The following is a 13,075-nucleotide window of genomic DNA, read 5'->3' as shown; positions in this document are numbered from 1 at the left end:
CCAGGATTATCCGATCGGACCTGTATTGCGTCCCTAATAAAGTGCAACGAAACTTCTCCGGTCACGGCTGCTGGCTGGGTTCGCTGGGTTCTTCCGCCAGAAAACCGCCGCTTTGATGACGCCACAAGCGCGCGTACACCCCGTTCATCGCCAGCAGTTCCGCGTGGCTGCCCTGTTCAATGATGCGCCCTTGATCCATCACGATAAGCCGGTCCATGGCGGCAATCGTCGATAGCCGGTGCGCGATCGCGATGACGGTCTTGCCTTGCATGACTTCGTCCAGGCTCTCCTGGATGGCGGCTTCCACTTCCGAATCGAGCGCGCTGGTGGCTTCGTCCAGCAGCAGGATGGGTGCGTTCTTGAGCATGACGCGGGCGATCGCGATGCGCTGGCGTTGTCCGCCAGACAGCTTGACGCCACGTTCGCCGACGAGCGTGTCGTAGCCGGAGTTGCCATGCGAATCGCTGAGCTGTTCGATGAATTCGTCGGCCTGCGCACGGGCCGCGGCGGCGCGGATCTCTTCGCGGCTGGCGTCGGGGCGGCCGTAGGCAATGTTGTCGCAGATGGACCGGTGCAGCAGGGACGTGTCCTGAGTGACCATGCCGATGGCGCTGCGCAGGCTGTCCTGCGTGACCTGCGAGATGTCCTGGCCGTCGATGCGGATGTGGCCGCGTTCGACATCGTAAAAGCGCAGCAGCAGGTTGATGAGCGTGGATTTGCCCGCGCCCGAGCGGCCCACCAGGCCGATCTTTTCGCCGGGGCGCACGGTGAGCGTGAGGCCGTCCAGGACCTGGCGCTCATTGTTGTAGTTGAAGTAGACGTCGTCGAACTGAACTTCGCCGCGCGTGACGCGCAGGGTGGCCGCGTTGGGCGCGTCCTGGACTTTGGGTGCGTGGGTCAGGGTGGCGATGCCGTCCTGCACGGTGCCGATGTTCTCGAAAAGCGAGGTCATCTGCCACATGATCCAGTGCGACATGCCGTTCACGCGCAGCGCCATGGCAGTGACGGCGGCGACGGCGCCGGTGCCGATTTCGCTGCCATGCCAGAGCCACAGCGCGTAACCGCCGGCGCCCAGGATCAGCGCCGACACCAGCGCCTGGTTGACGATCTCGAACTGGCTGACCAGGCGCATCTGCCGGTAACCGGTTTCCTTGAAGTCCTCCATGGCGGCGCGCGCGAAGCGGGCCTCGCGGTTGGTGTGCGAGAAGAGCTTGACGGTGGTGATGTTGGTGTAGGCGTCGGTGACGCGGCCGGTCATGGACGAGCGGGCATGCGCCTGTTCCTTGCCGACCTTGCCCAGGCGCGGCACGAAATACATCATGGCCAGCCCGTAAAGCGCCATCCAGCCGATGAAGGGCAGCATGAGCCGCCAGTCGAACCCGCCGGCCAGTGCGACGATGGTGATGAAGTAGACGGCGATGCCGAGCACGATTTCGCAGAAAGTCAGCAGCACTTCGCGCACGGCCAGCGCGGTCTGCATAACCTTGGTGGTGACACGGCCGGCAAATTCATCGGAGAAGAACGACAGGCTTTGCCGCAGCATCATGCGGTGAAAGTCCCAGCGCAGGCGCAGCGGAAGATTGATGGCCAGGACCTGATGCTGGACCAGCGTGCGCAGCGCGACAACGCCGACGCTGGCGCACAGCACGATGGCGATGCCCCACAGAACGCGCTGCTCGTGCGCCGACGCGGGCTCTCCGGCGTTCCAGGCGGTCAGCATGTCGACGACCTGGCCCAGGAAGGCGAAGAGCCATGCTTCGTAGATGGAGACGGCCGCGCTCAGGATCGCCAGTGCGGCGATGTAGCGGCGCGAGCCGTGGGTGCAGAACCAGAGGAACGCGAAGAATCCCGTGGGCGGCGGGGGCACGTTCTCGGAAGGGAAGGGATTGAGCTGGCTTTCAAATCTGCGGAACAAGGCAGAGACTCCGGAATCTGGATGGGGCTTTCGATGAGGCGCCGGCGTGGCGCGCACGGCCGCGGCGGGCCTGGGGGAGCAAGTCCCGGCGCAAAGCGATATTTAAGCGCATTCGGCAAACGCCGGGAAATGCGGGGAAAAATCCCGCGGTGCAATGTGAAAGCCCGGACGATTGCCCGGGGCGCGTTGCAGTCTCTGCCGCGCTACAAGCTAGAAACCATACAGCGCCGCGGGATTGGCCGCCAGCACCTGGCGGCGCAACGCCGCGTCGGGCAGCCAGGCCGCGATTTCGCGCAGCAGGCGTTCGGGCGGAACGTCGCGATAGGCGCTGACTTCAGTGGGGCCTTTGCCGGGTTCGCGGTTGGTGTGCGGCCAGTCGCTGGCCCACAGGGCGCGTTCGGGATTGCAAGCGATGATGGCGCGGGCCAGCGCGGTGACGCGCGTGGCCGCTTCGGTTTCATCGGGATTGGCGCTGATGCGGTACGACGCGGACAGCTTGACGTACGCGGCGCCGTCACCGGCCAGCGCCAGCACCTGCCGCACGCGCGGATCGTCCAGCGGCAGCGCTGCCGGAATCATCGCGAAGTGGTCCAGCACCACCGGCACCGGCAGCCGGGCCAGCGCGGGGGCCGCGGCGGCGATGGCGTCGAGCGAAGCGTAGACCTGCAGGTGCCAGCCTTGCCCCGCAAGGCGGCCGCCCCAGGCCGACAGCGCGCGGCTGACCGTGGCGGCGTCGCTGGCGCCCGTGCTTTCGAGGTTGACGCGCAGGCCGCGCACGCCGGCGTCGTGCAGGCGCGAGAGTTCAGCGTCCGCCACGTCATCATCCACGACAGCCACCCCCCGTGCCGCGCCGTCCAGCGCCAGCAGGCTGTCCACCAGCAGGCGGTTGTCGGCGCCGTAGATGCTGGGCTGCACGATCACGGCATGGGCCAGGCCCAGGCGTTGCAGATGCGCGCGCAGCGCATCCGCGGACGTGGGGCCGGGCGTGTAGGGCCGGTCCGCCAGCATGGGGTAATCGGCCTGCGGCGCCACGACGTGCACGTGGCAATCGCAGGCGCCGGCGGCAAGCTGCGGCGCCGTCATGGTCAGCCCGCCTGCAGGCGCGCGACGAAGGCCGCGCCGGCTTCGCGCGTGCCCAGCTTGCCGCCCACGTCGCGCGTGCATTCGTGCGCGAGGATCGTGTCGGCGATGGTGGCCTCGATGGCGGCGGCGGCCTGCAGGAAGGCCTGGTTGCGGGTCTTTTGGCCGTGCCAGTTCAGGAGCATCGCGCCCGACAGGATCAGCGAGATCGGGTTGGCGATGTTCTGGCCGGCGATGTCGGGGGCCGAGCCGTGCGCCGCCTGTCCCATCGCGTAGTCGCGGCCTGCGTTCAGCGAGCCGCCCAGGCCCAGGCTGCCCGACAGTTCGGCGGTCAGGTCGGACAGGATGTCGCCGAACATGTTGGTGGTGACGATGACGTCGTAGCGCTGCGGCGCGCGCACCACATGCGCCATCATGGCGTCGACGATCACGTCGTCCACGCGGACTTCCGGGAATTCCTGCGCGACCTGGCGGCACATTTCCAGGAACATGCCGTCGCCCAGCTTGAGCACGTTTGCCTTGTGCACCATCGTGACGTGCTTGTTGCGCGTCATGGCCAGCTCGAACGCCGTGCGCGCGATGCGCTCGCAGCACTGGCGGGTGATGCGGCGCAGGGACACGACGACGTCGGGCGTGATCAGCATCTCGCTGCCGCCGGACTCGACGTTGCGGTCGGCATAGAAGCCTTCGGTGTTCTCGCGCACCACCACCAGGTCGAATTCGCCCAGGCGCGCCTGCATGCCGGGGTAGGTCCGCGCAGGGCGGATGTTGGCGTGCAGGTCCAGCTTCTTGCGAAAGTACATGGACGGATTGATTTCGCCGCGCGCTTCGTCCTTGAAGTCATAGGTGGCCATGGGGCCCAGCATCAGGCCGTCGGCCGCCTTGACCTTTTCAAGGAGGGCGGGCGTGACGGTGGCGCCGTGCTGCTTCAGGCTGTCGTGGCCCGCGATGTCGTGGTCGAACTGCAGGTTCAGGCCGAAGCGGCGCGAGGCGGCTTCAAGCACGTCGACAGCGACCGCCATGGTTTCGGGGCCGATGCCGTCGCCGGGGAGTACAACGATTTTCATGGAGCGTTTTCCTGTGGATGATTCGGCCGGGCTTATTCGACCTGGACCCCGGTGGCTTGCACCAGGTTCTGATATTTGGCGGCTTCGCTGCGCACGAAGGCCGTGAATTCCTGAGACGTGTTCGGCCGCACGGCCGCGCCGTCGCCTTCGAGCCGCGACTTGATCGCGGGTTCGGCCAGGATGGCATTCAGCTTTGCATTGAGCTGCTCGACCACCGCGGGCGGCGTCTGCGCGGGCGCGAAGACGCCGCCCCACAAGCTGAATTGGAAGTCCGGCACGGCGGCCTCGCTGATGGTGGGCACCTTGGGCAGGATGCCCAGGCGCTCCCGCGCGGATACCGCCAGCGCCCGCAACCGGCCGCTGTTGATGTGCGGCATGGCGGCCGATGCGCTGGAGAAGAAGCAGTCGACATGCCCGCCGAGCAGGTCCGACATGGCCTGGCCGGCGCCCTTGTACGGCGCGTGGATCATGCGTGTTTGCGTGCCCAGCGCCAGCGCGGCGGCGGCCAGATGGCCCGGCGTGGCGGTGCCCGACGACGCGTAGGCGATGGCGTCCGGCTTGGCGCGGGCGGCCGCGATCAGCGCGGCCAGGTCCGCATGCGGCGACTTTTCCGGCACGACCAGAACCAGGGGCGAATCCCCCACCAGGATCACCGGCGCGAACTCGCGCAGCGGGTCGTAGCCCAGCGACTTCATGGCGTACGGGTTGACGGCGATCTCGCCGGTCTGGCCCAGCAGCAGGGTGTAGCCGTCGGCGGGCGCGCGCAGCACGATGCGCGATCCGACCGCGCCCGACGCGCCGGGGCGGTTCTCGACGATGAAGGTCTGCTTGAGTTCCGTACCCAGGCGTTCAGCCAGGATGCGGGCGAAGACGTCGCCCTGCCCGCCGGGGGCATAGGGCACGATGATCGTCACGGGCTTGGCGGGATAGGCATCCGCCGCCCGCGCCGCGCCGGCAAGGGTCAGCGCCACGCCCGCCGCCGCGCCTTGCAGCAGGCGGCGGCGAGTGGGGTTCAGGGGATGTTGGGGCTGCTGCATGGTGTCTCCTTGTTGTGCGTGCGGCGGGCCGGTCAGTCCAGCTTCATGCCGGACTTCTTGACCACGCCTTGCCACATCTCCAGTTCGGCGGCCAGGGCCTTGCCGAAATCGTCGGGCGATCCGCTGATGGCCTGGGCGCCTTCGTGCTTCAGGCGGTCGGCGACCAGCTTGTCGGCGGCCGCGTCGTTGATGGCCTGGTTCAGCTTGCCGACGACCTCGGGCGGCGTGCCGGCCGGCGCCAGCACGCCCCACCACGTCGTGATGTCGAAGTCGGCAACGCCTGCCTCGGCCACGGTGGGCGTGTCGGGGAACAGCGGAGAGCGCGTCTTGCCCGTGACGGCCAGCAGGTCCACGCGCTGGTCGCGCACCTGCGACAGGATGGTGGGCACGGTGGCGAAAAACACCTGAACGCGTCCGGCCAGCAGATCGACGGTGGCCGGGCCGCTGCCCTTGTAGGGCACGTGCGTCATGGCGGCGTTGGTCTTCTGCTTGAACAGTTCGCCGGCCAGATGATTGATGCTGCCGTTGCCGGCCGAGCAGAAGTTCAGGTCGGCGCCCGGCTTGGCCGCGAGCTGTCGCAGGTCGGCGATGGAGGTCAGCTTCAGGTCCTTGGCCGTCACCACGAAGAGCGGGCCGCGGCCCAGCATCGCGATGGGCGCGAAGGACTTGCGCACGTCATAGGTGGTGCTGATGCCGGCGGCGGCGTTGGTGACGAAGGTGGACGTCGCAAAAAGCAGCGTGTAGCCGTCCGGCCGCGCATTGGCGACCAGCGCGGCGCCGATGGAGCCGCCACCGCCGCCGCGGTTTTCCACGACCACGGACTGGCCCAGCTTGTCGGCCAGCGTGCGCGCCATGTCGCGCGCAATGCTGTCGGTGCCGCCGCCCGCCGCAAACGGCACCACCAATGTGATGGGGCGGCTGGGGTAGGAATCGGCGGACGCTGCCACCGGCGCGCAAAGCGCGGGCAGCAGAAGGGCCAGCCCCGCCAGCAGCCGCTGCGAGGATACGTTGAACTGCTTCATCGACTTGTCTCCGATCGATGGCCGCGCTTAACCCTGGCGCAGCATCTTTAGGCGTTCCAGCAGGGCCTGGTGAATGTGGTGCTGCGCGGCGTTTTGCGCGCCTTGGACATCGCGGGCGCGGATGGCGTCGACGATGGCCTGGTGTTCCTGGTTGGAGCGGCCGGCCCGCTCCGATGAACTGAGCGTGCTGCGTCCCAGCAGGTAGGTGGTCTCGGTCAGCGAATGCAGCGAGCGGATCAGGTAGCGGTTGTGCGCGGCGCTGTAGATGGCCTGGTGAAAGCGCAGGTTCTGAGCGACGGGGTCGCCGCCGTCGCCTTCGTCCAGGATGGCCTGCATGTTGGCGACTTCGGCGTCCGTGGCATGGCGCGCGGCGAAGGCGGCGGCAGCGCCCTCCAGCACTTCGCGCATGGAGTAGAGCTCGCCGACTTCCTGCTGGTCCATCGTGGTGACGACCAATCCGCGGCCGGGCTCGTGCGTGATGAGGCCTTCGTCCTGAATGCGCTTGAGCGCTTCGCGCACGGGGGTGCGGCCCATGTCGAGCTGGTCGGCGACTTCCACTTCGCGTAGCCGGTGGCTGGGCGTGAACATGCCGGCCAGGATGCGGCGCTTGATCTCGTTGTAGGCCGCGAAGGCCTGCGAATTGCTCTTGGGAATGGGCAAGGCTGTCTCGATGCGTTTTTTGTATATTTTTGCATACAAAAAATCGACCGACAATCCGGCCCCTGAAAATAGATGCCTGGCCGGGTTATCCGCCTAGCGGTGCGCGCGACACGTGACGCCGGAACAGGTCCGCCATGGTGGCCGCCGCCAGCGACAGCGGCGTGCTCTGCAGCGTCATGATGCCGATGCTGGCCACGGGCATGGGCACGTCGGCGCGGATGCGCCGTGCCTCGTCGCCGTAGGGCTTGATGTCCAGCATGCCGGACGGACAGAGGATGAGCGCGTCGCTGCGGGTCATCAGGTTCCACATGACGCCGAAGGTGTCGCACTCGATGACCCGCTGGGGTTCGGGCAGGCGGTGCGCGCGCAGCCCGCGCAGAAAGGCTTCGGTGTGGCTGCCGGGCGATACGTTGAGCAGCCATTCGCAGCCGCGGATGTCGTCCCAACGCTTTGCGCGCGCCAGCGGATGACCCTTGCGGCACGCGATCATGAATTCCAGCGGCCGCAGTTCCTCGAAGTCGAATTCCTGCCCGCCGGCGCCGTCGTTCATGCGCGAGGCCAGCGCGAAATCCAGCGCGCCGTTTCGCAGCGCGGGCAGCACCGCGGGGAGCAATCCCTCGGAGACCTTGACCCTGGCGGCCGGCATGCTTGCGCGGAACTCGGCCAGCACGTCGGGCAGCACGCTCATCATCACCATGGGTGTGACGCCGACCGCCACGCGCGCCTGCGCGCCGCTGAGCAGCTGGCGGATGTCCTGGCGGGCCAGCGCGAGTTGCGCCTGCGCCAGGCGAGCCCGAACCGTGAGGTGCTCGCCGCATTCGGTGACGGCGATGCCCTTGGGGCTGCGCGTCAGAAGCGGCGCGTCCAGTTCGGTTTCGAGTTCCTTGATGGCCTTGGTCACGGCGGCCTGGCTCAGATGCAGGCTGCGCGCGGCGGCGCGGATGCTGCGCAGTTCGGCCACTTTCAGCCACGCGCGCAATTGATGGTCTTTCACGACGATGAGCCCCTGACAACCTGGGGTGGTCACCTTAACAAAAATATAGCCTTACACGCAGCGCGGACCATCCCTAAGCTGATCGTCGATCAGGCCCGGAAAGACCGATGGCCTGGCCCGAAAAGCGCTTCAGGAGAATGCCATGCCGATCTTTGCCCGCCGTGCCGTTTCCTTGTTTCTGGTCCTCGTGGCCGCCACCGTCGCCAGCGCCGCCCGCGCCGACTGGCCGCAGCGGCCGATCAAGCTCATCGTCCCGTATGCCGCGGGGTCGGGCCCGGATGTGGTGCTGCGGCCGATCGCCGACGCGCTCGGCCGCGAGCTGGGGCAGCCGGTCATCGTGGAGAACCGGGGCGGCGCGGGCGGCATCGTCGGCACGCAGGCGCTGGCGTCGGCCGCGCCCGATGGCTACACCATCGGCTTCGGCAATATCGTCACGCTGGCGATCAACAAGAGCATGTACGCCAAGCTGCCCTACGACCCGCAACGCAGCCTGGCGCCCGTCAGCCTGGCCATCAGCAATGCGCTGGTGCTGATCGCGCGCAACGGCCTGCCGGCCAGCAACGTGCAGGAGCTGGCCGCGTACGCGAAGCAGCATCCGGGCAAGGTCAGCGTGGGATCGCTGGGCGTCGGATCCAGCGCGCATTTGGCGGGAGAGATGCTCAAGAGCGAAACCGGCACCACCATGTTGCATGTGCCGTACAAGAGCGGCCAGCAGGCCGTGGTGGATCTGGCCGGCGGACAGCTGGACGTGATGATCGACAACGTGGCGGGCGTGCTGCCTTTCATCCGCGCGGGCCAGGTCAAGGTGCTGGGCGCCACCAGCCTGACGCGCGTGCCGGTGCTGCCGGATGTGCCGACGCTGGACGAATCGGGCTTGAAGGGATTCGAGGTCGTGTCGTGGGGCGGCATCGTGACGCCGGCGGGCACCCCGGCGCCGGTGATCGCCAAGCTGAACGCCGCCATTGCCAAGGCGTTGCAAGACCCCGCGGTGCAGAAGCAGAACGAGACGCTGTCGGTCGATGCCACGCCGTCCACGCCCGAGCAGTTCGCCAGCCTCATCGCTGCGGAGATTCCGCGCTGGGCGGCGATGGTCAAGCAGTCCGGCGCGTCGGCGGACTGAACGGTCGGCGCGGAACGGGCTTTGCAGCGCGCGTGCGCCGGCGCGGTCCGCGCAGAACAGGGTTATCAGAATAGGGAGACAACATGACGAACGCACTGTGGCGCTGGAACGCGCTCGACCTGGCCCGTGCCATCCGCAACGGAGAAGTATCCAGCCGAGAAGCCGTGCAGAGCTGCCTGGACCGCGCCGACGCGGTCAATGCCGCCTTCAATCCGCTGACGGAGACGTATGCGGAACAGGCGCTGCGCGCCGCGGATGCCGCCGACGCGGCGGTGCGCGGCAAGCAGGCATTGGGCGCGCTGCATGGCGTGCCGGTCACGATCAAGGCCAACGCGGATCTGGCTGGCACCGCCACGACCAACGGCGTGACGGACTATCGGGACCTCATCGCGCAGGAGAGCAATCCGGCGGTCGACAACTGGCTGCGCGCGGGCGCGATCGCCATCGGACGCACGAATGTCCCGGCGTTTTCGTGGCGCTGGTTCAGCGACAACGATCTGCACGGCCGCACCGTCAATCCGTTCGATGTGGCGCGCACGCCGGGCGGCTCCAGCGGCGGCGCGGCGGTGGCGGCGGCGCTGGGCGTCGGGCCGCTTGCGCATGGCAGCGATCAGGGCGGCTCGATCCGCTATCCCGCGTATTGCTGCGGCGTTGCAGGGCTGCGGCCCTCGCAGGGGCGGGTGCCGGGCTACAACGCCACGCAGCGCTCGGAGCGCCCGGTGGCATCGCAGATGGCGGCCACGCAAGGGCCTTTGGCGCGTACCGTCGCCGATCTGCGCTTGGGACTGGCGGCGATGTCGGGTGGCGACGCGCGCGATCCTTGGTGGGTGCCTGCGCCGCTGGCGTTTCCCGATTTGCCAGGCAACGGTCGCGTCGCGCTGTTCGCGGGCACCGCGCAGCACAAGGCCGACGCCGCCGTGGCCGACGCGCTGCAACGTGCCGCCGGCTGGTTGCAGGACGCGGGCTACATCGTCGAGGCCGCCGAGCCGCCGCAGTTCGACGCCGCGGCCGCGCTGTGGCTGGACGTGCTGATGAACGAAGCCGCCGGGTCCATGCAGCGCGAGATCGAACGCGCGGGCGACCGCGCCATCCAGAACGCGTACCGAAGCATGCTGGCGCACACGCCGCGCCGGGACAAGGACGGCTTCGTTCAAGCCATGGCGATGCGCACCACGATCCTGCGCGAATGGGGCCGCTTCTTTGAACGCTATCCCGTCCTGCTGATGCCGGTGTCGTTCGCGCTGCCTTTCCCGGTGGATCGGGATCAGCAGGGCGCCGACGTGATGGCGGACATCCTGCAGGCGCAGAGTCCGTTGATCTCGACGGCGATTCTGGGACTGCCGGGGCTGTCGGTGCCGGTGGGGTTGGCGCACGGTGTGCCTGTCGGCGTGCAGTTGGTGGCCGGGCGGTTTCGCGAAGATCTGTGCCTGGCGGCTGGCGAGGTCATCGAGGCGCGGGCGGGCTGGTCGGTGCTGGAACGGCTTGGCCTCTGACGGCGTCCCTTGCGGACCTAACCCAACGCGCCTGAATCCTTCAGCCGCGCATGGACGGTGGCGCCCAGCGCCGCGCCGTGGACGGCCAGATGCGCGCCCAACTGGATGGCCTGCAACAGGGCCTGGCGCGTCACCCCTTGCGCCAATCCCTCGTGGATCAACGCACGCGTGGTGTCCATGTCGCCCTGCGTGAAGCAGGCGTGCAGGGCAACCCGCACCAGCAAGCGCTCCGCGCGGGTCAATCCACCGGCAGGCGCGCCATGTTCCAGAAAGTCGAGCAGGACAGCGACATAGCCCGGGTCCATCTCCGCCAGCCGCAGCAGGCTGCACGCCTGTTCCGGCCACAGCGCGGCGATGCGGGCGCGCAGGGCATCGTCCGGATTCAGCGCAGGTTGGGGCGCGGCCTCGTGCAGCAGGTCGGCGGCTTGCAGCACCGCGCTCAGGCCCTGCATCGTGACCAGGTGCAGCACATCGAACACGTCGGCATCGGTGGCGCCGGCCTCGCGCGCCATGCGCAGATGGGTGGTCAGGCCCGGCTCGAAAAGATGCGTGGCCGACGCATCGAGCGCCACGTAGATCAGCTCGACCATGCGGGGCGCCAGCGGTCCCGTCTTGGCCGGGTGTCCCGCGTACTCGGCGTAGTGCGCCAGAAAGCCCGGATTGGCGTGCAGCATCGCGTCTGTCCACGGACGCCAATAGCCGCGCGCGGCGATGAAGCGGGCCTTGATCTCGTCCAGGCCGGTCAGCGGCTGCATAGCACTTGCCCCGTCAGATATTGGGCCTGCGCGCCGGCCACAAAGCGCAGCAGGGGCGCCAGCGCCTCGGGCGACGTGCCTTGCGCGATCTGCACGGCATTGATGCGGAGCGCCGCCGGTCCCCATTCGCAGGCCAGCGAGGCGATCAGCATGCGCGCGGCCGCGTGATCGCCGGCGTGTTCCCAATCCAGGTTCTCGTCATCGGGCAGCAGCAGCGTCAGGCTGGCGGGACCGTCTGAGGTAAAGCGCTGCGCGGCCTGCAATGCTGCGGCCAGCCGTTGCCCCGGTGCGCTGGCCAGCACCGTTGCGTCCAGCACGGCGGGGTAGCCGTCGCCAGCGGATTCAGGAGGCAGCGGCGGCCAGTCTCCGCGAACGGTAAGGGACAGGGGGGCATCCGCCGGAATGCGTCCGTGTCCGGCGGCAGGGGCATAGGTCTGGCTTCCGCCGTACACCGACGAACCGCCATCCATGCACACGAGTCCGCCGGCAAGCGGGGCCGCGTGCGTGCTGGCCAGGAAGGCGAGGGCGCATGCGATCTCGTCAGGATCGGCCAACCGGCCCAGCGGGATCTTGGCCACGGCGCGTGCGGGGTCCAGGCGGCCCGAGGCGATCAGGCCAGCGACCAGTTCCGTCTGCACATAACCGGGGCAGAGCACGGTGACGCGGAGGCCCGGATCGGACTGGGCCAGCGCACGGCTCTGCGCGATCAGTCCGGCCTTGCTGGGGCTGTAGCCGCCGCGCCACGGGATGGCGCGCAGTCCCGCGCCGGAAGCCACATTGACGACGCGCGCACCGTCAGCGAGGCGGCTGCGCAGGGCGCTCACCAGACGGGCCGGCGCGCGCAGGTTCAGGTCGAGCAGCCGTTGCCAGTCGCCGGCGGCCTGGTCGACGGTGGGTCTATTGCTGCTGTCGGTCATCCCGGCGTTGTTGATGAGCGCATCCAGGCGCGGCATGACGTCCGTCAGGGCGGCAATCTGCGACGCGTCCGTCAGGTCAGTGACGCGCGCCAGATGCTCTCCATCGGCGGGCGCGGGCAGCTCGCCCCGCAGAGCCTGCAGCGCCGGCGCATTGCGGTCGACCAGGACGCAGCGATGGCCCGCGGCCGCGAGCCGGCGGGCCGCCGCACGGCCAATGCCGCTGGCCGCGCCCGTGAGCAGGACGGTGTCCATCAAAGGGTCGTGAACGTGATGCCGCCGTCCACCACCAGCGCCTGCGCCGTGATGAAGCGGGCCTCGTCGCTGGCAAGAAACACGACGGCCTCGGCGATGTCGTCCGCCGTGCCCAGGCGGCCCATCGGCGTGCTGGCGACGCGGCGCGCGTCGCGTTCGGCGTTGCGGTTGCGCTGCGTGCCTTCCGTGGGCACCGCCGACGGGCAGACGGCGTTGACCCGGATCCGGCGCGCACCGAGTTCGGCGGCCGCCGCGCGCGTCACGCCCAGCACGCCGGACTTGATGCCCGAATACACGATGGAGTTGGGTGCGGACTTGAGCGCGGCGGTGGATGCGACGTTGACGATGGCGCCGCCGCGTTCGGGGTCCATGACCTCGGCCGCCGCCTGAATGCCCCAGATGACGGCCTTGAAGCCGATGTCCAGCATGCGCTCCAGCGTGTCGGGCTGAATGTCGGGCGCGCTCTGGTAGCGTACCCAGGCGGCGTTGTTGACCAGGATATCCAGCCGCGCGCCGTGCTCGGCGGCCTGCCGGACGGCTGCGCCGATGCCTTCGCGCGTGGCGACGTTTTGCACTACGGGAAAGGCGTTGCCGCCTTCGGCGACGATGCCGGCCACGGCTTCATCCACCAGTTCCTGCTTGAGGTCGTTGACGCCGACCGTGGCGCCGCGCGCGGCGAGCAGGCGGGCGGTGGCCCTGCCGATGCCGGCGCCCGCGCCCGTGACGAGCGCGACGCGCCCGGCGAGATCTTGTGCCATGTTTG

At 68.7% G+C, this 13,075-nt stretch carries 12 protein-coding genes; 2 read left to right on the top strand and 10 right to left on the bottom strand.

Annotated features, from left to right (window positions below; genetic code table 11):
- Nucleotides 1–61 precede the first annotated feature (61 nt).
- The 7 genes from QEP15_RS22705 to QEP15_RS22675 all read right to left on the bottom strand — a co-directional run bounded on the left by QEP15_RS22705 (nt 62) and on the right by QEP15_RS22675 (nt 7,775).
- On the bottom strand, nt 62–1,915 hold the full coding sequence (locus tag QEP15_RS22705) for an ABC transporter ATP-binding protein (protein WP_142052922.1): 1,854 nt from the start codon (nt 1,913–1,915) through the stop codon (nt 62–64).
- A 210-nt stretch (nt 1,916–2,125) separates the two neighbouring features.
- Nucleotides 2,126–2,998 (bottom strand): amidohydrolase family protein, encoded by an 873-nt coding sequence (locus tag QEP15_RS22700; RefSeq protein ID WP_280148119.1) that lies wholly within the window; start codon nt 2,996–2,998, stop codon nt 2,126–2,128.
- Nucleotides 2,999–3,000: 2 nt separating this feature from the next.
- Nucleotides 3,001–4,062, bottom strand: a complete 1,062-nt coding sequence (locus tag QEP15_RS22695) for an isocitrate/isopropylmalate dehydrogenase family protein (protein ID WP_280148118.1) — start codon at nt 4,060–4,062, stop codon at nt 3,001–3,003.
- Between the two features lie 32 nt (nt 4,063–4,094).
- Nucleotides 4,095–5,099 carry a Bug family tripartite tricarboxylate transporter substrate binding protein gene (locus QEP15_RS22690; protein WP_280148117.1) on the bottom strand — a complete coding sequence of 335 codons (1,005 nt, stop codon included), beginning with the start codon at nt 5,097–5,099 and terminating at the stop codon, nt 4,095–4,097.
- A gap of 32 nt (nt 5,100–5,131) precedes the next feature.
- Nucleotides 5,132–6,121 (bottom strand): tripartite tricarboxylate transporter substrate binding protein, encoded by a 990-nt coding sequence (locus QEP15_RS22685; RefSeq protein ID WP_280148116.1) that lies wholly within the window; start codon nt 6,119–6,121, stop codon nt 5,132–5,134.
- 27 nt (nt 6,122–6,148) lie between these two features.
- Nucleotides 6,149–6,781, bottom strand: a complete 633-nt coding sequence (locus tag QEP15_RS22680; RefSeq protein ID WP_180097649.1) for a GntR family transcriptional regulator — start codon at nt 6,779–6,781, stop codon at nt 6,149–6,151.
- A gap of 85 nt (nt 6,782–6,866) precedes the next feature.
- Nucleotides 6,867–7,775: a LysR substrate-binding domain-containing protein gene (locus tag QEP15_RS22675; protein WP_280148115.1), complete on the bottom strand. Its 909-nt coding sequence runs from the start codon at nt 7,773–7,775 to the stop codon at nt 6,867–6,869.
- Between the two features lie 142 nt (nt 7,776–7,917).
- On the opposite strand from QEP15_RS22675, the gene QEP15_RS22670 reads away from it, so the two are divergent.
- Together QEP15_RS22670 and QEP15_RS22665 are read left to right on the top strand one after the other, a co-directional pair.
- Nucleotides 7,918–8,895, top strand: a complete 978-nt coding sequence (locus QEP15_RS22670; RefSeq protein WP_175234718.1) for a Bug family tripartite tricarboxylate transporter substrate binding protein — start codon at nt 7,918–7,920, stop codon at nt 8,893–8,895.
- An 83-nt stretch (nt 8,896–8,978) separates the two neighbouring features.
- Complete coding sequence (locus tag QEP15_RS22665; protein ID WP_280148114.1) at nt 8,979–10,388, top strand: amidase family protein; 1,410 nt, start codon at nt 8,979–8,981, stop codon at nt 10,386–10,388.
- A 17-nt stretch (nt 10,389–10,405) separates the two neighbouring features.
- Here the strand turns inward: QEP15_RS22665 and QEP15_RS22660 are convergent, their stop codons facing one another.
- From QEP15_RS22660 to QEP15_RS22650, 3 genes are read right to left on the bottom strand one after another with little or no spacing between them, the layout of a single operon-like run.
- Nucleotides 10,406–11,143 (bottom strand): carboxymuconolactone decarboxylase family protein, encoded by a 738-nt coding sequence (locus tag QEP15_RS22660; RefSeq protein WP_280148113.1) that lies wholly within the window; start codon nt 11,141–11,143, stop codon nt 10,406–10,408.
- Nucleotides 11,131–12,312 carry an SDR family oxidoreductase gene (locus QEP15_RS22655; RefSeq protein ID WP_280148112.1) on the bottom strand — a complete coding sequence of 394 codons (1,182 nt, stop codon included), beginning with the start codon at nt 12,310–12,312 and terminating at the stop codon, nt 11,131–11,133. The genes QEP15_RS22660 and QEP15_RS22655 overlap by 13 nt, the downstream gene beginning before the upstream one ends.
- Nucleotides 12,312–13,070, bottom strand: a complete 759-nt coding sequence (locus tag QEP15_RS22650) for an SDR family NAD(P)-dependent oxidoreductase (RefSeq protein WP_280148111.1) — start codon at nt 13,068–13,070, stop codon at nt 12,312–12,314. The genes QEP15_RS22655 and QEP15_RS22650 overlap by 1 nt, the downstream gene beginning before the upstream one ends.
- Nucleotides 13,071–13,075 lie beyond the last annotated feature (5 nt).

The sequence above is a fragment of the Achromobacter mucicolens genome (genome assembly GCF_029866465.1).
Taxonomy (GTDB): Bacteria; Pseudomonadota; Gammaproteobacteria; order Burkholderiales; family Burkholderiaceae_B; genus Achromobacter; species Achromobacter mucicolens.
This window is presented reverse-complemented; position numbering and strand designations above follow the sequence as displayed.